Origin of the sequence: Mycolicibacterium iranicum (genome assembly GCF_002101705.1) — a bacterium.
GTDB classification, from domain to species: domain Bacteria; phylum Actinomycetota; class Actinomycetes; order Mycobacteriales; family Mycobacteriaceae; genus Mycobacterium; species Mycobacterium iranicum.
Genome location: NZ_LQPC01000032.1, coordinates 1 through 17,192, shown reverse-complemented (window position 1 = coordinate 17,192; position 17,192 = coordinate 1). Strand labels below are relative to the sequence as shown.

Here is a 17,192-nt window from a genome sequence, read left to right as displayed (position 1 = left end):
GTGGGTGTCTGCTGATACGAAAGAGGTTGCCCAGCACCTGGCGGTTGGTCTGTCATCACGCTCCTCCGGTCGCGCAGAGCTGGGAACAAGCGTGCTTACACTACCCGAGACCAGCATTCCTACAGCGCTTTCCGCCCGGTCGACACCCCGAGACTCCGCGCCAGGCCAATGTTTGCCAGATGTGCATCCCGGGGCGTCAGCGACGTGGCGTGCCGTCCGACAGGTAACCGAGGAGGTCGTGGCGGGTCAGGACGCCGGCCGGCTTGCCCTCCTCGACGACCATGACCGCGTCGCACTCCCGCAGCGTTTTGGCCGCGGCGCTGACCAGTTCGCCCGCACCGATCAGCGGCAACGGCGGGCTCATGTGCTGGGATACCGCGTCGGCGAGCTTGGCGCGTCCCTCGAATACCGCCGAGACGAGCTCGCGCTCGGAGACACTGCCGGCCACCTCACCGGCCATCACCGGCGGTTCGGCGCCGACCACGGGCATCTGGGAGACGCCGTACTCGCGCAGGATTCCGATGGCGTCGCGCACGGTCTCCGACGGATGCGTGTGGACCAGGTCCGGCAGCGCACCAGACTTGCCGCGCAACACGTCACCGACCGTTGATTCCTCGACCGAGCCATCGAGCCTGGTGCGCAGGAATCCGTAGGACGACATCCATCCGTCGTTGAAAATCTTTGAGAGATAACCGCGTCCGCCGTCGGGCAGCAGCACGACGACGAGAGCGTCGGGCCCTTCCCGTTCGGCGACCTTGATCGCGCCGACGGCGGCCATCCCACAGGAGCCGCCCACCAGCAGGGCTTCTTCGCGTGCCAGCCGTCGAGTCATCTCGAAAGAGTCGGCGTCGGAGACCGCGATGATCTCGTCCGGTACGGACGGGTCGTAGGCCGACGGCCAGAAGTCCTCGCCGACGCCCTCCACGAGATAGGGACGGCCGGTGCCGCCCGAGTACACCGAGCCTTCGGGGTCGACGCCGACGATTTTCACCCGGCCGCCGGATACCTCCTTGAGGTATCGGCCGGTGCCGGTGATCGTGCCGCCCGTGCCGACGCCAGTGACGAAATGGGTGATCTTGCCGTCGGTGTCGGCCCAGATCTCGGGGCCGGTCGTCTCGTAGTGGCTCTCCGGGCCCATCGGGTTGGAGTACTGGTCGGGTTTCCAGGCGCCGTCGATCTCCTCGACGAGTCGGTTCGAGACGCTGTAGTAGCTGGCCGGATCGTCGGGTGCCACCGCCGTCGGGCACACAACGACCTCGGCACCGTAGGCCCGCAGCACGTTCTGCTTGTCTTCGCTGACCTTGTCGGGGCACACGAAGATGCACTTGTAGCCGCGCTGCTGAGCGACGAGCGCCAGACCGACGCCGGTGTTGCCGGACGTGGGTTCGACGATGGTTCCGCCAGGTTTGAGCTCGCCGCTCGCCTCGGCGGCGTCGATCATCTTGACTGCGATGCGGTCCTTGGAGCTGCCGCCCGGGTTGAGGTACTCGATCTTGGCAGCCACAGTGCCCGCACCCGGTGGAACAACTGAGTTCAACTGCACCAAAGGGGTATTGCCGATGAGCTCACTGATGTGCCGGGCGATCCGCATGTCTCCATGGTCTCAGGCCCGGCACGGAGTAACCAGGCGGCCTCCGGCCGCGTGCTACCAGGTGGCCTCTCGGATGTACTCGCCGATCTGCTTGATCGACCGGCTGGCTTCGGCGACCGCAGGTGCCCCAAGCTGGAAAACATGCATCTGACCAGGCCAGATGCGAACTTCGACAGGGACACCAGCCGCGGCGAGCAGGCGCGCAGCCTTGCGCGCATCGCTGAGCAGAACCTCTGATCCGGACACATGGATCAGCGTTCGCGGCAGACCGGGTTCGATGTGGTCGAGCGGCTCGTACACCTCCTCGGGGGCGCCGTCGACGATGCGGCGGGACGCGGCGTCTTCGATCAGCTCGACGAGGGCGTGGAATGCCTTGGGCGGGAACATCGCATCGGTGCGGATGTTCGGATGGTCGGCCCGAGCCTCGTTGTCGATCTCGAAGAGCGGGGACATGGTGACGATGGCCGCGGGCGTCTCTCCGACGAACCCGTTGATGCCGCCGGCCTGGAGCCTTTCGGCGAGAGCCAGCGCGAGGTAGCCGCCCGCCGAGTCGCCGGCGAGGACGATCTGGTCGGGCTCATATCCGGTCTCTCGCAACCACTTGTAGGCGTCGTAGCAGTCGTCGAGCGCAGTGCCGACCGAGTGCTTCGGGATCATGCGGTAGTTGACGACGAGCGCGGGCGCGTCGGCGCACTTGGACAGCGCCGTCACGAGGCGACCGTGGGTGTTCACACCGCACGTCAGAAATGCCCCACCGTGCAGGTAGAGGATGACGGTGCGCTTGCCGTCGGCGGGCAGCACGCCGGCGGCCCTGACGAGTTGGGCCGTGCAGTGGGGCAGCGCGATGGTGGCGCGCACGGTTCCCGGCGCGGGCTTCAGGACGCGGGCGGCGAAGTCCACCAATCCCCACGGCCACGGGAGCTTGGGCGCGTAGCTACCAACGCTCAGGAACGGCTTGATCGTCGCCATCGCGGCCAAGCCCATCAGGCGGCCCGCAACGCTCGGCCCGTCTTCGATGACCTCTACCGGTGCGCCGTCAGAGACCGGGAACTTCCGCGATTTACGCCCGCGAGCTGCAGTGATAGCAGCATGGGGAGTCGCTGGAACCTTGCTGGGTGCCGTCATCGCCACCACTTCCTACGCCGATGTAGAGCCGGGATAAGCCGAGTTAGTCAGACAACCTCGTAACTTAGCCTGGCACTAGTAACCATTATCACAATTGGTTAAACACTTTTGGTACCGGAGTTGATACCGCACTGTGACCGGTTGTGCCCACCACGACCCGCGCAACGATCGAAATCCCCTCTAAACTTGCGGTCGTGGGCACCTCCCGCGTGCGCCTCAGCGCACCGCGAAAGTCGACTGTCGCGCTGGCGGCCGCGGCCACGCTGGCCTCCACCGGTACGGCCTACGTCGGCGCAAGGAACCTGCTGACCGTTCAGGCCGATCAGGCTCGACGGATCATCCCGAAGTCCTGGGACGCCCCGCCCCGCGCCGACGGTGTCTACACCCCGGGCGGCGGACCACCCGAGCGCTGGCATCGCGGCGTCCCGTTCGACCTTCACCTGATGATCTTCGGCGACTCCACGGCTACCGGATACGGGTGCACCGACGCCGACGAGGTGCCCGGTGCGCTGCTCGCCAGAGGCCTTGCCGAGGAGTCGGGCAAGCGGATCCGGTTGAGCACCAAGGCCATTGTCGGCGCTACGTCCAAAGGTCTCGCGGGGCAGATCGACGCGATGTTCGTCGCCGGTCCACCACCGGACGCGGCGGTGATCATGATCGGTGCCAACGACATCACCCGCCCCAACGGCACCGGCCCGTCGGCACGACGTGTGGGGCGGGCGGTACTGCGGCTGCGAGCGGCCGGAGCCGTCGTGGTCGTCGGAACCTGCCCCGATTTCGGCGTCATCAAGGCGATCCCGCAGCCCCTGCGCTGGGTGGCACGCAGCCAGGGGCTACGGCTCGCCCGGGCCCAGGCCGCGTCGGTGCGTGCCGCGGGCGGCGTCCCGGTCCCCTTCTCCGACCTGCTGTCACCGCACTTCTACAAGACTCCGGAACTGCTGTTCTCCCCCGACATGTTCCATCCCTCCGCCGCGGGCTACGAACTCGCGGCCAAGCAGCTGCTGCCCGCCCTCTGCGACGAGCTGGGCGAGTTCATCACCGGTGAACCGCCGGAGGAGGCGCTGGAGTCGCGCACCGGTGAGGGCACGTCGCTGCTGTCGCGTGTGAGCGGACTGAGCCGGCTGTGGCGCCGCTCGACCGGGGTGCCCGCGCCCATCGTCGTAGCCGCGAGCTAGTTTCGTAAAACACGTTCTACATCTCTCGAACCGCGAGGAGCCCTTGCCATGCCTGAAGCCGTCATCGTCGCCACCGCACGCTCCCCCATCGGCCGGGCCGCCAAGGGCTCGCTGGTCTCCATGCGCCCCGACGACCTGGCCGCCCAGATGGTGCGGGCCGCGCTGGACAAGGTGCCGTCGCTGGATCCCCGCGACATCGACGATCTGATGATGGGGTGCGCGCAGCCTGCCGGTGAGGCCGGCTACAACATCGCGCGTGCGGTCGCCGTCGAGCTCGGCTACGACTTCCTACCCGGCACCACGGTCAACCGGTACTGCTCGTCGTCGCTGCAGACCACGCGGATGGCGTTTCACGCGATCAAGGCCGGCGAGGGCTCGGCGTTCATCTCCGCCGGCGTCGAAACCGTCTCCCGGTTCGGTGTCGGCGCCGCAGACGGCGCCCCCAACTCGAAGAACGCGATCTTCGACGAGGCACAGGCCCGCACCGTCGCCCAGGCCGAGGGCGACATCAAGTGGCACGACCCGCGCGAGGACGGCCTCATCCCGGACGTCTACATCGCGATGGGCCAGACCGCGGAAAACGTCGCCACCTTCACCGGCATCAGCCGCGAAGACCAGGACCACTGGGGCGTGCGGTCGCAGAACCGCGCCGAGGAGGCCATCAAGAGCGGCTTCTTCGAGCGCGAAATCTCGCCGGTGACGCTGCCCGACGGCACCGTCGTCACCACCGATGACGGCCCTCGCGCCGGCACCACCTACGAGAAGATCAGCCAGCTCAAGCCCGTCTTCCGGCCCAACGGGACGATCACCGCCGGCAACGCGTGCCCGCTGAACGACGGTGCAGCCGCGGTAGTGATCATGAGCGACACCAAGGCCAAGGAGCTGGGCCTTACGCCGCTGGCGCGCATCGTCTCCACGGGTGTGTCGGGATTGTCGCCGGAGATCATGGGTTTGGGCCCGATCGAAGCCGTCAAGAAGGCGCTCGCCAACGCGAAGATGTCGATCGGCGACATCGACCTCTACGAGATCAACGAGGCCTTCGCCGTCCAGGTGCTCGGCTCGGCGCGTGAGCTCGGTATGGACGAGGACAAGCTCAACGTGTCCGGCGGCGCTATCGCGCTGGGCCACCCGTTCGGCATGACCGGCGCCCGCATCACCGCCACGCTGCTGAACAACCTTGCGACCCACGACAAGACGTTCGGCATCGAGTCGATGTGTGTCGGCGGCGGGCAGGGCATGGCAATGGTCGTGGAGCGACTGAGCTAGCTCTAGACTCCCGTTCCGATGACGACCATCGGAACGCCACTGTCACCGCGCGCCACCAAAGTCATGCTGCTCGGCTCCGGCGAGCTGGGCCGCGAAGTGTTGATCGCGCTGCAGCGCCTCGGTGTGGAGACCATCGCCGTCGACCGCTACGAGAACGCGCCGGGGCAGCAGATCGCCCATCACGCGCGCACGATCACGATGTCGGACCCCGACGCGCTGAGGGCACTGATCGAGGCGGAGCGCCCGGATCTGGTGGTGCCCGAGATCGAGGCCATCGCCACACCGGCGCTCGAGGCCCTCGAAGCTGAAGGCGTTGTTCGGGTCATTCCGACTGCCCGGGCGGCCCGGTTGACGATGGATCGCGAAGGGATCCGTCGACTGGCCGCCGAAACCCTTGGCCTGCAGACCAGCCCGTACCGGTTCTGCGACTCGTTGGAGGAGTTGCAGGCCGCCGTCGGCGACATCGGCTACCCGTGCGTGGTGAAGCCGGTGATGAGCAGCTCGGGGAAGGGCCAGTCGAAGATCGACGGGCCCGACGCCGTCGTGGCGGCCTGGGAGTACGCGATGTCTGGCAGCCGGGTGAGCAACACGCGCATCATCGTCGAGGGATTCGTGGATTTCGACTACGAGATCACTCTGCTGACCGTGCGGGCCCGGGGTGCCACCGGCGAGGTCGAGACGCAGTTCTGCGAGCCCATCGGGCACCGCCAGGTCAGCGGCGACTACGTCGAGAGCTGGCAGCCGCATCCGATGTCGGCCACCGCGCTTGAGCGCGCGCGCCAGATCGCAGCTGCGGTGACTGCGGATCTCGGCGGCCAGGGCATCTTCGGCGTGGAGCTGTTCGTCAAGGGTGACGACGTCTGGTTCAGCGAAGTCAGCCCGCGCCCGCACGACACCGGCATGGTCACGATGGTGACGCAGTGGCAGAACGAGTTCGAGCTGCACGCGCGGGCCATCCTCGGTCTGCCCGTCGACACCACGCTGAAGTCACCCGGCGCCAGCGCCGTCATCTATGGAGGCGTCGACGCCGAGGGCGTGGTGTTCGACGGGGTCGACGCGGCATTGCAGGTGCCGCGCACCGACATTCGGTTGTTCGGCAAGCCGGAGAGCTTCGTCAAGCGACGCATGGGGGTGGCGCTCGCCTACGCCGACGATGTGGACACCGCGCGGGCCAACGCCGTCGAGGCGGCCGGGCGGGTCACGCCGCGGGTCCCCTGACGGCGCGCCGGCGCACCGAGAGGGCGTTCAGATCGCGAATTCGCGAAAATGCAAGCGCTGAGCGCACTCTCGCGTCGCGGGCCCACCGAGCGAGCGCGCGAAAAAGGGCGCCCACTTCGCGTGGACGCCCTTTCTCTGGCGATACTGCTAGTCGTTGTTGAAGTAGCTCAGCAGACGCAGGATCTCGAGGTACAGCCAGACCAGGGTGACGGTCAGGCCGAGCGCGATACCCCAGGCCGCCTTCTCGGGCGCTCCGGCGCGGATCATCTGATCAGCGGCGTCGAAGTCGATCAGGAAGCTGAAAGCAGCCAGCGCGATGCAGAGTAGCGAGAACCCGATGGCGAGCGGACCACCGTTGGTCAGCGGGGCGTTACCGGTGAAGACGGCGAACAGAATGTTCACCAGCGCCAGCGCCAGCACGCCGAACATGCCGGCGACGATCATGCGGGTCAGCTTGGGCGTCACGCGGATTGCGCCGGTGCGGTACACGACGAGCATTCCGAAGAACACGCCGAGGGTGCCGACCACCGCCTGGAAGATCATCGCGGGTCCGCCGGTGGAGACCAGGTTCGCGAACAGGTACGAGGCCGAGCCGAGGAACAGGCCCTCGAACGCCGCGTAGGTCATCACGATCGCCGGGTTGTCCTGCTTGCGACCGAACATCGCGAGAAGCAGGACGCCGAGGCCGCCGAGGCTGCCGATCAGGAAGAGCGGGAAAAGCAGGCCCTGGTTGGCGTCGACCATGAAGTACGAGACCGCCGCGACCGCGGTCACCACAGCCAGCGTGATGCCGGTACGGGTGACGACGTCGTCGATGGTCAGCGGGCGCGATACACCCGCCTGCTGCTGATCCGGGTACTGCTGCGCGACGTACGGGTCCGCATGTACCGCTTGGGCACCGTAGCCAGCGGCTCCGGTACCGAATTGCGCATAGCCGCCCTGCTGCTCTTTCGGCAGTGAGCGGAATACCGGGTTGCTGCTTTCGCGCACCGTCGGTTCCTTCCTTTGATGTTTCTCGAGCGGGTGGTGTTGCACCGTCAACGTTCGAGGTTCCTGGACAGTTCCCAGTGAGATCCCACTGCGATCTTCCCAGGCGCTTCACAGGAAACCTTACCCGGGCAGGCCCCGGCCCGGGAGACGATCTAGATTGCATTCCGTGGACGAAAACGAGGATGTCCTAGTAACAGTCGGCAATGGGATCGGCCGCCTCACCCTCAACAGGCCAAAGGCGATCAACTCCCTCACCCATCACATGGTCGGCGAGATCTCCAAGGCCTTGATGTCCTGGGAACACGACGACTCGGTCGAGACCGTCCTGGTGACCGGCGCGGGCGACCGGGGGCTGTGCGCGGGCGGCGACGTGGTCGCGATCTACCACGACGCGAAAAAGGGCGGTGCCGAAACTCGCCGGTTCTGGCACGACGAATACCTCCTCAACGCCTACATCGGCCGCTACCCGAAGCCCTACGTCGCGGTCATGAACGGCATCACGATGGGCGGCGGTGTCGGCATCAGCGCCCACGGCAGCGTCCGCGTCGTCACCGAGACCACCAAAATGGCGATGCCCGAGGTCGGAATCGGCTTCGTCCCCGACGTCGGCGGCACGTTCCTCCTGGCCAGGACCCCGGGATTGCTCGGTATCCATGCGGCCCTGACCGGAGCTCCGTTCTCCGGTGCGGACGCCATCGCGATGGGCTTCGCCGACCACTTCGTCCCGCACGACGACCTCGACGCGTTCATCGAGACGATCGACACCGAGGGCATCGACGCCGCCCTTGAAAAGCACGTGCAGGACCCGCCCCCGAGTGAACTGATGGCGCAACGGGACTGGATCGACCACTGCTACGCCGCCGAAACCGTCGCCGACATCGTCGCCGCCCTGCGTGAGCACGGCGGCGAGGGTGCGGGCAAGGCGGCGGAGCTGATCGCGTCGCGCTCCCCCGTCGCCGCGTCGGTGGCACTGGAAGCGGTTCGGCGGGCGGCCAAGCTCGCCACTTTGGAAGACGTGCTGCGCCAGGAGTTTCGGACATCCTGCGCGTCGCTACGTACGCATGATCTCGTCGAGGGCATCCGAGCGTTGCTCATCGACAAGGACAAGAATCCCCAATGGAAACCGGGGTCGCTCGGTGAAGTGACCACCGAGGACATCGAGGCGTATTTCGTCTCCGCCGATCCCGACATCGATTTCGAGGAGCAGTCATGACGTACGAGACGATTCTGGTCGATCGCGACGGCCGCGTCGCCACCATCACGCTGAACCGTCCCAAGGCGCTCAATGCGCTCAACAGCCAGGTGATGGCCGAAGTCACCACGGCCGCCGCCGAACTCGACGCCGACCCGGGGGTCGGGGCCATCATCATCACCGGCAGCGAGAAGGCGTTCGCGGCCGGCGCCGACATCAAGGAGATGGCGAGCCTGTCGTTCGCCGACGTGTACTCGTCCGACTTCTTCGCCGGCTGGGGCAAATTCGCCGCCACCCGCACCCCCACCATCGCCGCGGTCGCCGGGTACGCGCTGGGCGGCGGCTGCGAACTCGCGATGATGTGCGACATCTTGATCGCCGCCGACAGCGCGAAATTCGGTCAGCCCGAGATCAAGCTGGGCGTGCTGCCCGGAATGGGCGGATCGCAGCGCCTGACCCGGGCGATCGGCAAGGCCAAGGCGATGGATCTGATCCTGACCGGTCGCAACATGGGCGCCGAGGAAGCCGAGCGTGCAGGCCTGGTGTCGCGCGTCGTGCCCGCCGAATCGCTACTCGAAGAGGCCAAATCGGTCGCCGACACCATCGCGGGCATGTCGCTGTCGGCGTCTCGGATGGCCAAGGAGGCCGTCAACAGGGCGTTCGAGACAACGCTCTCGGAAGGCCTGCTCTATGAGCGCAGGCTGTTCCATTCGGCGTTCGCGACCGACGACCAGACCGAAGGAATGAACGCGTTCACCGAGAAACGTTCGCCGAACTTCACGCATCGCTAAAGTTCATGCGTGACCGAGACCGCGTCCACCGATGAGATAGCCCCTGCGCGGGTCGAAGAGGCGCCGGCATCCCGGCGAGGATGGTGGATCCGCCGGTACACGTTCATGGGCACCGCGGTCGGGCTGGCATTCCTGTTTCTGTCGCTGACCCCGTCGTTGCTGCCCCGCGGACCTCTGTTCCAGGGTCTCGTCAGCGGCGGCGCGGGCGCGATCGGCTACGGCCTCGGGGTGTTCTCGGTGTGGCTGGTGCGCTTCATGCGATCCAGGGACACGAGTCCCGCCGCGCCGCGCTGGGCCTGGCCGACGCTCGCGGTCGTCGGCCTGATCGGGCTGGTGATCATGGTGTGGCAGTTTCACAGCTGGCAGGACAGCGTCCGAGACCTGATGGGTGTGCCCCGCCTCGGCTTCTGGGATTACCCTCTGGCCGCGGCGATCTCGGTGGTGACGCTGTTCCTGTTCGTCGAGATCGGCCAACTGATCGGCAAGCTGGTGCGTTTCCTGGTGCGGCAGGTGGACAAGGTCGCGCCGCCGCGGATCGCCGCCGTCGTCGTGGTCGCCCTGCTGCTCGCCTTGACGATCGCGCTCCTCAACGGCGTCGTCGTCCGGTTCGCGATGAGCACGATCAACAAGACCTTCGCCGCGGTCAACGACGAAACCGACCCCGATAACCCTGCGCCGGAATCAGATCTGCGCTCCGGCGGTCCCGAGTCCCTGGTCACCTGGGAATCGCTGGGGCACCAGGGCCGGATGTTCGTCTCCAGCGGGCCGACGGTCGAGGAGCTGTCGGAGTTCAACGGCACGCCTGCGATCGAGCCGATCCGCGCATATGCCGGACTGAACTCCGCGGACGGCATCAAGGCGACGGCTGCGCTGGCGGCCCAAGAACTGCAGCGTGCCGGCGGGCTCGACCGCGCTGTGGTGGCGGTGGCCACCACGACCGGCACCGGATGGATCAACGCGGCGGAAGCCGCTGCGCTGGAGTACATGTACAACGGCGACACCGCGATCGTGTCCATGCAGTACTCGTTCCTGCCCAGCTGGTTGTCGTTCCTGGTTGACAAGGAGAACGCGCGCCAGGCCGGTCAGTATCTGTTCGAGGCCGTCGACGAGTTGATCCGCGAGATGCCGGAAGCAGACCGGCCCAAGCTCGTTGTGTTCGGTGAAAGCCTGGGATCGTTCGGCGGTGAGGCACCCTTCCTTGCGCTCAACAACCTGGTCGCCCGCACCGACGGCGCATTGTTCAGCGGGCCGACGTTCAACAACACGATCTGGACCGATCTGACCCGCAACCGCGACGCGGGATCCCCGGAGTGGCTGCCGATCTACGACAGGGGCGCCAACGTGCGCTTCGTCGCCGAGTCCCGGGACCTGGGGCGCCCGGCGGACCCGTGGGCGCAACCCCGCGTGGTGTACCTGCAGCACGCGTCGGATCCGATCGCGTGGTGGAACACCGATCTGCTCTTCGCCAGGCCCGACTGGTTGCACGAGGCGCGCGGCTATGACGTGTCGCCGCACATGGAATGGATCCCCGTCGTCACCTTCCTTCAGGTATCCGCGGACATGGCGGTCGCGGTCGACGTCCCCGACGGACACGGGCACGTCTACGTGCGAAATGTCGCCGATGCGTGGGCGGCGATCATGGAGCCGCCCGGGTGGACGCAGGAGAAGACGGAGAAACTGCGGCCACTGTTGCGAAGCGACGAATCGTCCTAGTTGCGAAGCGACGAATCGTCCTAGTTGCGCAGCGACGAATCGTCCTAGTTGCGCAGCGACGAATCGTCAGGCGTCAGGCGAGAACGCCCTTGAGGGCGTGATAGCCGCCGATCACATCCGTAGAGCGATGCAGTCCAAGGTCTTTCAGCGATGCAGCGGCGAGACTCGACGTATAGCCCTCCGAGCACAGCACCACCCATTCGACGTCGTCTCCGACGGCTTGCGGAATGCGGGCGTCGCTGGTGGGGTCGAGTCGCCACTCGAGGACGTTGCGCTCGATGACGAGCGCTTGTGGCACTTCGCCTTCCGCGGCACGCTGGGCGGCGGGGCGGATGTCGACGAGGACCGCTCCCCGGGCCAGCGCAGCCGGCACGTCGGCGGCGGGGAGACGGGTGAGTTTCGCGCGGGCGTCGTCGAGTATGCGGTCGATTCGGCTGGCCATCAGTCGCCTTCCGGCTTGTCGGTCAATTCGGTGCGGTTGCGGCGCAACGTGTTTCGTTCAGTGACTTCGTAGTAGGACATCGCCGTCAGCGGCGGCGAGTAGGCGTGCACGCTCAGTGTCGGCACGGTCGGCGCCACCCCACCGGTCGTGATGGTCTCCGGCGCCCACACGACATCATGGACCCATCCGAGCGGGAACGCTGCCTGATCGCCGGCGACCAGCCGACGGTCGCGCAGTGCGCCACCGTCCCAACGGGTCTCCCGCAGCGATCCCGTCACGACGGTCAGCGCGCCGAGTGAGCCACCGTGGTCGTGCAGTTCGGTGGAACGCTCGGGCACCCAGCTGATCAGCCACACGTCGAGTTCGTCGGTGCCGTGCAGCCGGGTGAACCAGCGCTCGGTGGTGGGCGGCCCCCCGGCAGGGAGCAGGTGGTCGTAGTCGCCACCGATGACGTCATCTGCGAATCGGTCGGTGACGTGGAGAAGGTCGGCGGGACGCAGACGAGTGGGAGCCAGGGACATGGAAGGAACTCCAGGGACAGACGGACGAATCAGGGCGGCGGTCAGGCCTGACAACACTCCTGATTGCGGGTCACGTCGGTCATGAGGCGAGTGTTCCACAGCGTGCGGGCACCTCGCCAGCAATGAGCTTTAACCTCACGGTGAATCTAGGAAGCCCCAGTTCACTGTCGGGCGACGAGCTTCGGTCAAACGCGGCTGCCTACATTGGCAGGATGCGTTGGCCCCTCGTGTTCGCCTCCCTTGTCGCCCTCGCCGCGATCGTCGCCGGGTGCTCCTCGAGCACCGAGGAGCCGCCGGCGACGCCATCACCGACAGGAACCACATCGTCATCGACCAGTGCGGCCGCACCCTCGACCTCGGTGGCGCCCGGCGAGGTGGGCGTCTCTCCCGGCGGCGTGACCACCGCGGTCGGCGCCCCCGCGGAGTCCACCGAGGATGACTACTTCCAGGCGTGCCGGGCCGCCAGAACATGGATGGACCAGCAGGGAGGCGACCCGCGGTCGCAGATCGAGCCCTACCTCAAGACCGTGCAGGCCGCCGAATCCGTCGGGCCGGCGACATTCGACAAGCCGTGGTCGGCTCTGTCCCCGGGCCAGCAGGCCGCAGTCATCGTCGCCGTCGAGGCGGCCGCAGACGCGCTCTGCGGCTAAACGTCGAACACCAGACAGAACGTGTGACCCGCCGGGTCACGGAACACCCTGAAGTCGTCACCGTCCGGCGCTTCGTCGACGCGTGTCGCACCGAGCTTGCGCACTGCCGCCTCGGCCGCATCGACATCGTCGACGTCGATGTCGAAATGGACCTGCTGGGACCCCTCGGGGTCAGGGAACCGCGGCGGGTGGTGTTCGGGCGAGAGCTGAAACGCCAGCCTCCTGCCGCTCGGTTCGGCGACCACCACCCAGTCGTCGTCGTCTTCGACGATGGTTCCGCCCAGGAGGTCAGCCCAGAAGCTCGCCAGGCCCCGCGGATCGCGGGTGTCGAGGACGACGGAGCGAAGATTTCCGATCATGCAACCCAGGGTTGCCGATCCTGCGGGGTCGTAACAAGTGAGAATGTGTCCATGCGGGTCGCATTGGCTCTGGGTAGCGGCGGGGCGCGCGGCTACGCCCACATCGGTGTCCTCAACGAACTGCGCGAAAGGGGTCACGAGGTCGTCGGCATCGCCGGTTCGTCGATGGGCGCACTGGTCGGCGGTCTGGAGGCCGCGGGCAAGCTCGACGAATACGCCGTATGGGCAAGCTCTTTGACGCAACGAGCGGTGCTGCGGCTGCTGGATCCGTCCCTCACATCCGCGGGCGTGCTGCGCGCCGAGAAGATCCTCGACGCAGTGCGCGAGATCCTGGGCGAGGTCACCATCGAGGAACTTCCGATGCAGTACACCTCGGTGGCGACCGATCTGATCACCGGAAAATCGGTGTGGATGCAGCGCGGCCCGGTCGACGATGCGATCCGCGCGTCGATCGCGATTCCCGGCGTCATCACGCCCCATGTCCTCGACGGACGCCTTCTCGCCGACGGCGGCATCCTCGACCCGCTTCCGATGGCGCCGATCGCTGCGGCACCCGCCGACGTCACGATTGCGGTGAGCCTGTCGGGCGAGGATCCCGACGTCGACAGGCGCATGAGTGATTCCCGCCTGCCGACGTCGGACTGGCTGACCAGGATGTGGCGAAGCACGTCGTCGCTGCTCGACACGAAAGCGGCCCGGTCGCTGCTGGAGACGCCGACAGGCCGTGCGATGCTCGGGCGGCTCGTGGCCCCCGACGACGAACCGGTCGCCGACCTCCACGAGCCGAACATTCCGAAGCTGGGCAGCTTCGAGCTGATGAACCGCGTCATCGACATCGCCCAGTCGGCACTGGCCCGCCACACACTGGCGGCCTATCCACCCGATCTGCTGATCGAGATTCCCCGAACGGTGTGCCGCAGCCTGGACTTCCACCGGGCCAACGAGGTCATCGACATCGGGCAGGAGATGGCCAGCATCGCGCTGGACGCACTGGAGCCCAAGGGTTCACAGGGCTGAGAGGAACTCCGCGACCCGCTGCGCCTCGCGACGTCCCTGGGCGCGGCCGGCTTGCGCCGCGGGCGCTCGGCACGCCGGGTCGAGCGGGTTGGGACCGAATGCCGCCAGCGCGTCGTCGTCGGCGTAGACGGCCAGCGTGGCACCGGGAAATGCCTCGATCTCTGCGACCGTGCCGGTCCCCCACGGGGATGGGCTGTTCGCCCCTGACGGCACCAACACGACCGCGGACCCACAGTCCTGCACGGCCGACATGTTGACCGTGCTGCCCACGCCGCCGTCCATGTAGCGGCGGTCGCCGATGGTGACCGGCGGCCACACCCCGGGCACCGCGCAGCTCGCGGCGACGGAGTCGACAAGTCCGACACCCGAGTCCGCGTCGAAGACGACGAGCTCGCCGGTCGCTATGTCGATCGCCGTCACCCGCATCGTGCGCTCCGGCCAGTCGTGGGAGGGCAGCCGATGCTCGATCACGTTGCGGCGGACGGCTTCTGGCACCGTGTCGGTGTCGGCGGCGACGCCGCCGATCTTCTGCAGCTTCTGCTCCTTGGTGGCGCCCGGCGTCATCATCGCAGTGAGGAACAGTTCGGTGATCGAGTCGATCGAGACGCCCGGATGGATCTCGTGGGCGCCGTGCGCGTCCGACAGCTGCCGGGCGAACAGCTCGTCGAGTGACAGTCCACTGCCCAGCTGGGCCGCGACGGTCGAACCGGCGGAGGTTCCGAGCAGGACGTCCGCGGAGAGCAGGCGCGCGCCGGCCTCGGGCGCCTCGTCGCAGATACCGAGCAGCACCCCGGTCTCCCAGGCGATTCCGGCCAGGCCGCCCCCGGCGAGCACCAACGCACGAGTCATCGACTTCCTTTCGTCTACCGGACACTCTGACGCGCCGCGGCCGTCGAGCTCAAATCGGCGGGCGTCGGTCGGTGCCGCGAGAGATCAGCGCAAGCCGGGTGCTGCTTTCGCGCTGATGAACGGCAAGTCGAGGTAGGTGCTGATGCCCGGCGGTGCCGCGCAGACGGCGGGCACCGAGTTCACGCAGTGCGCAGCGGTGGCCACGACGCCGTACTCCGGCCCCTCTCCGCCGATGTCGGACTGAAAGCCCTTCACGGTGACGGTGAAATCGGGGTTGCCCTTGATCTCCATCTCGTACCGTTGGCCGGCCGGGCCGAAATTCCATGCGGGGTCGAGGTTTTCCTCGCCCATCAGCCAATTGACCGTCACCTCGACGACGACGTCGTCGCCGACGAGGGCCTCCCAGTGGAACTTTCGCGCAGCGACCTGCCCGGGCTCGATCGTCCCGATCGGGGAGTCGATCGGGGCGGTGGCCACGGCGATCTCCTGGGTCGACCGCACCCGGGGTTCGGCGGCGAAGCCGATCGAGTCGACGATCATTTTCACCGACTGGATGAATCCGCCGTCGAGAAGTTTCTGCATGGGCCCCGACAGCGCCTTGTCCGGGGTGTCACCGAAGCCCATCACGTGCCGCACGACGTCGGGGGCCTCGTAGCTGCGCAGATCGGAGAACTCCTCGGCGCGAACAAACGTCACCCCAGTCGACATCGTCGACATCAGTAGCGGGAACTTCTCGCTGATGCCGCCGGGTGCGATCCCGGTGCCGTGCAGCGTGACTCCGCCCTGCTCGGCGGCTGCCCTCAACGGCGCGGCTTCCTTCTCGGACGGGTAGAACCAACCCACCGGGCTGACGACGTTTTTCCCCGACCGCAGCAGCGCGGTGACTTCGTCGGGGTTGGGCAGCAGCGGGGTGTAGATGACCGCGTCCGCGTCGAGGGCGAGGATCTCGTCGACGTCGTTCGTAGCTGTCACGCCGAGGGGGCCGGTGCCGACGATGTCACCGACGTCGCGGCCGTTCTTGGCCTCGGAATGCACCCAGCAACCGGCCAGTTCGAGATCGGGATGTTCCAGCACTCCTTTGATCGCGGCGACGCCGACTCCGCCGGTTGCCCACTGCACGACGCGCAGCGCCATGTCGTCTCCTCCCAGGAGTACTGAAACTAGAACACGTTCTACTTAGATGTACACCAGATGTGGGCGCGGTTGGATCGAATACTGAAACCCGCCGGTTGAGCCTGTGCGAGGTCATCTGCCGCATTAGGGTGTTTTCGCCGGACGAACGACACCCCGAGGAGCCTTGATGACCGATCCCCAGCAGGGCTCCCGCGTCGGCTCCCAGGTCGGCCCGTACCGCCTCCAACGGCTGCTCGGCAAGGGTGGCATGGGCGAGGTGTACGAGGCCCACGACACGGTGAAAGACCGTGTGGTGGCGCTGAAGCTGTTGCCGGAGGGCGCGTCCCACGATCCGGTGTTCCGCAAGCGGCTGCAGCGCGAAGCCCACGCGGCGGGCCGGTTGCAGGAACCCCATGTGGTCCCGATCCACGACTACGGCGAAGTCGACGGCCTGCTGTTCGTGGACATGCGGATGATCGACGGCACAGATCTGCGCAAGGTGCTCAAGGAGCAAGGCGCGATGACGCCCGCCCGGGCGACGGCCATCGTCAAACAGATCGCCTCGGCTCTCGACGCCGCACATCAGGCCGGCATCATGCACCGCGACGTGAAACCCGAGAACATCCTGATCACCCGCGACGACTTCGCGTACCTGGTGGACTTCGGCATCGCCAACGCCGCCACCGACGAGACGCTGACCGAACTGGGCACCGCCGTGGGCACCTACGCCTACATGGCGCCGGAGCGCTTCACCGCGGGCGAGGTCACACACCGTGCCGACGTGTACGCGCTGACCTGCGTGCTCCACGAATGCCTGACCGGAGCGCAACCGTTCCAGGGCGACAGCGTGAGCGTCGTGATCACAGCGCACCTCAACCAACCGGCGCCCCGTCCCAGCCAGCTGCGCCCGGGCATTCCCGCGGCGCTCGACGAGGTCGTGGCCCGAGGGATGGCCAAAGAGCCCGAGCATCGGTACGCGTCGGCGGGCGAGATGGCCAAGGCCGCCACCGAGGCGCTCACCCACGCCGAGCAGGATCAGGCCGCAGCAATCCTGCAACGCAGCCAGGCCGCGACGATGACGGCTCCGCTGCCGCCGCCGGCAAACGGTGCACCGACGCCGGGCTCTTTCCAGGCTCCCAGCGGGTTCGCCGCGACACCACCACCCCCGCCTCCCCCACCG

17 protein-coding genes are annotated in these 17,192 nt (G+C 67.2%); 9 read left to right on the top strand and 8 right to left on the bottom strand.

The window, feature by feature from the left end:
* Positions 1–196: 196 nt before the first annotated feature.
* Both AWC12_RS17175 and AWC12_RS17170 read right to left on the bottom strand, forming a co-directional pair.
* A complete protein-coding gene (locus tag AWC12_RS17175; RefSeq protein ID WP_024444500.1) occupies positions 197–1,591 on the bottom strand; it encodes a cystathionine beta-synthase in 1,395 nt (464 codons plus the stop codon).
* 54 nt (positions 1,592–1,645) lie between these two features.
* Entirely contained in the window at positions 1,646–2,716 is a 1,071-nt protein-coding gene (locus AWC12_RS17170) for an alpha/beta hydrolase fold domain-containing protein (protein WP_024444501.1), read from the bottom strand.
* A gap of 209 nt (positions 2,717–2,925) precedes the next feature.
* On the opposite strand from AWC12_RS17170, the gene AWC12_RS17165 reads away from it, so the two are divergent.
* Genes AWC12_RS17165 through purT form a run of 3 tightly spaced genes read left to right on the top strand, consistent with a single transcriptional unit; the run spans position 2,926 to position 6,375 of the window.
* Positions 2,926–3,891 (top strand): SGNH/GDSL hydrolase family protein, encoded by a 966-nt coding sequence (locus AWC12_RS17165; protein WP_085175920.1) that lies wholly within the window; start codon positions 2,926–2,928, stop codon positions 3,889–3,891.
* Between the two features lie 48 nt (positions 3,892–3,939).
* Positions 3,940–5,157: an acetyl-CoA C-acetyltransferase gene (locus tag AWC12_RS17160; RefSeq protein WP_024444503.1), complete on the top strand. Its 1,218-nt coding sequence runs from the start codon at positions 3,940–3,942 to the stop codon at positions 5,155–5,157.
* A gap of 18 nt (positions 5,158–5,175) precedes the next feature.
* The gene (gene purT / locus AWC12_RS17155) at positions 5,176–6,375 is read left to right on the top strand and encodes a formate-dependent phosphoribosylglycinamide formyltransferase (RefSeq protein WP_085175789.1); all 1,200 of its coding nucleotides are present in this window, start codon (positions 5,176–5,178) and stop codon (positions 6,373–6,375) included.
* A gap of 147 nt (positions 6,376–6,522) precedes the next feature.
* Here the strand turns inward: purT and AWC12_RS17150 are convergent, their stop codons facing one another.
* Positions 6,523–7,365: a Bax inhibitor-1/YccA family protein gene (locus tag AWC12_RS17150; RefSeq protein ID WP_024444505.1), complete on the bottom strand. Its 843-nt coding sequence runs from the start codon at positions 7,363–7,365 to the stop codon at positions 6,523–6,525.
* A 166-nt stretch (positions 7,366–7,531) separates the two neighbouring features.
* On the opposite strand from AWC12_RS17150, the gene AWC12_RS17145 reads away from it, so the two are divergent.
* Genes AWC12_RS17145 through AWC12_RS17135 form a run of 3 tightly spaced genes read left to right on the top strand, consistent with a single transcriptional unit; the run spans position 7,532 to position 11,061 of the window.
* Positions 7,532–8,578, top strand: coding sequence for an enoyl-CoA hydratase/isomerase family protein (locus AWC12_RS17145; protein ID WP_085175787.1), 1,047 nt, complete (start codon positions 7,532–7,534; stop codon positions 8,576–8,578).
* The gene (locus AWC12_RS17140) at positions 8,575–9,348 is read left to right on the top strand and encodes an enoyl-CoA hydratase (protein ID WP_085175785.1); all 774 of its coding nucleotides are present in this window, start codon (positions 8,575–8,577) and stop codon (positions 9,346–9,348) included. Before AWC12_RS17145 ends, AWC12_RS17140 begins: the two co-directional genes overlap by 4 nt.
* A gap of 9 nt (positions 9,349–9,357) precedes the next feature.
* On the top strand, positions 9,358–11,061 hold the full coding sequence (locus AWC12_RS17135; protein WP_085175783.1) for an alpha/beta hydrolase: 1,704 nt from the start codon (positions 9,358–9,360) through the stop codon (positions 11,059–11,061).
* A gap of 73 nt (positions 11,062–11,134) precedes the next feature.
* Here the strand turns inward: AWC12_RS17135 and AWC12_RS17130 are convergent, their stop codons facing one another.
* Complete coding sequence (locus AWC12_RS17130) at positions 11,135–11,503, bottom strand: rhodanese-like domain-containing protein (RefSeq protein WP_024444509.1); 369 nt, start codon at positions 11,501–11,503, stop codon at positions 11,135–11,137.
* Positions 11,503–12,024, bottom strand: coding sequence for a cysteine dioxygenase (locus AWC12_RS17125; RefSeq protein WP_024444510.1), 522 nt, complete (start codon positions 12,022–12,024; stop codon positions 11,503–11,505). The genes AWC12_RS17130 and AWC12_RS17125 overlap by 1 nt, the downstream gene beginning before the upstream one ends.
* Positions 12,025–12,236: 212 nt before the next feature.
* On the opposite strand from AWC12_RS17125, the gene lpqV reads away from it, so the two are divergent.
* Positions 12,237–12,674: a lipoprotein LpqV gene (gene lpqV, locus AWC12_RS17120; RefSeq protein ID WP_024444511.1), complete on the top strand. Its 438-nt coding sequence runs from the start codon at positions 12,237–12,239 to the stop codon at positions 12,672–12,674.
* On the opposite strand, the gene AWC12_RS17115 is transcribed toward lpqV, so the two are convergent.
* Positions 12,671–13,033 (bottom strand): VOC family protein, encoded by a 363-nt coding sequence (locus AWC12_RS17115; protein WP_024444512.1) that lies wholly within the window; start codon positions 13,031–13,033, stop codon positions 12,671–12,673. The two genes, lpqV and AWC12_RS17115, sit on opposite strands and share 4 nt — an antisense overlap.
* Positions 13,034–13,084: 51 nt before the next feature.
* Here AWC12_RS17115 and AWC12_RS17110 point away from each other — a divergent pair, with 51 nt between their 5' ends.
* Positions 13,085–14,050, top strand: a complete 966-nt coding sequence (locus tag AWC12_RS17110) for a patatin-like phospholipase family protein (RefSeq protein WP_085175781.1) — start codon at positions 13,085–13,087, stop codon at positions 14,048–14,050.
* On the opposite strand, the gene AWC12_RS17105 is transcribed toward AWC12_RS17110, so the two are convergent.
* Positions 14,039–14,899: a patatin-like phospholipase family protein gene (locus AWC12_RS17105; protein ID WP_085175779.1), complete on the bottom strand. Its 861-nt coding sequence runs from the start codon at positions 14,897–14,899 to the stop codon at positions 14,039–14,041. The two genes, AWC12_RS17110 and AWC12_RS17105, sit on opposite strands and share 12 nt — an antisense overlap.
* A gap of 84 nt (positions 14,900–14,983) precedes the next feature.
* Positions 14,984–16,033: an NAD(P)H-dependent amine dehydrogenase family protein gene (locus AWC12_RS17100; protein WP_085175777.1), complete on the bottom strand. Its 1,050-nt coding sequence runs from the start codon at positions 16,031–16,033 to the stop codon at positions 14,984–14,986.
* A gap of 166 nt (positions 16,034–16,199) precedes the next feature.
* On the opposite strand from AWC12_RS17100, the gene AWC12_RS17095 reads away from it, so the two are divergent.
* Positions 16,200–17,192: serine/threonine-protein kinase (locus AWC12_RS17095; protein ID WP_234814060.1), on the top strand; the 993-nt coding region annotated here is incomplete at its 3' end.

Excerpts from the sequence above, each read along its gene's own strand:
- AWC12_RS17170 (WP_024444501.1), bottom strand. The coding sequence starts at position 2,716 with ATGACGGCACCCAGCAAGGTTCCAGCGACTCCCCATGCTGCTATCACT.
- lpqV (WP_024444511.1), top strand. The coding sequence starts at position 12,237 with ATGCGTTGGCCCCTCGTGTTCGCCTCCCTTGTCGCCCTCGCCGCGATC.
- AWC12_RS17110 (WP_085175781.1), top strand. The coding sequence starts at position 13,085 with ATGCGGGTCGCATTGGCTCTGGGTAGCGGCGGGGCGCGCGGCTACGCC.
- AWC12_RS17115 (WP_024444512.1), bottom strand. The coding sequence starts at position 13,033 with ATGATCGGAAATCTTCGCTCCGTCGTCCTCGACACCCGCGATCCGCGG.
- AWC12_RS17140 (WP_085175785.1), top strand. The coding sequence starts at position 8,575 with ATGACGTACGAGACGATTCTGGTCGATCGCGACGGCCGCGTCGCCACC.
- AWC12_RS17100 (WP_085175777.1), bottom strand. The coding sequence starts at position 16,033 with ATGGCGCTGCGCGTCGTGCAGTGGGCAACCGGCGGAGTCGGCGTCGCC.
- AWC12_RS17105 (WP_085175779.1), bottom strand. The coding sequence starts at position 14,899 with ATGACTCGTGCGTTGGTGCTCGCCGGGGGCGGCCTGGCCGGAATCGCC.
- AWC12_RS17130 (WP_024444509.1), bottom strand. The coding sequence starts at position 11,503 with ATGGCCAGCCGAATCGACCGCATACTCGACGACGCCCGCGCGAAACTC.
- AWC12_RS17125 (WP_024444510.1), bottom strand. The coding sequence starts at position 12,024 with ATGTCCCTGGCTCCCACTCGTCTGCGTCCCGCCGACCTTCTCCACGTC.
- AWC12_RS17175 (WP_024444500.1), bottom strand. The coding sequence starts at position 1,591 with ATGCGGATCGCCCGGCACATCAGTGAGCTCATCGGCAATACCCCTTTG.
- AWC12_RS17160 (WP_024444503.1), top strand. The coding sequence starts at position 3,940 with ATGCCTGAAGCCGTCATCGTCGCCACCGCACGCTCCCCCATCGGCCGG.
- purT (WP_085175789.1), top strand. The coding sequence starts at position 5,176 with ATGACGACCATCGGAACGCCACTGTCACCGCGCGCCACCAAAGTCATG.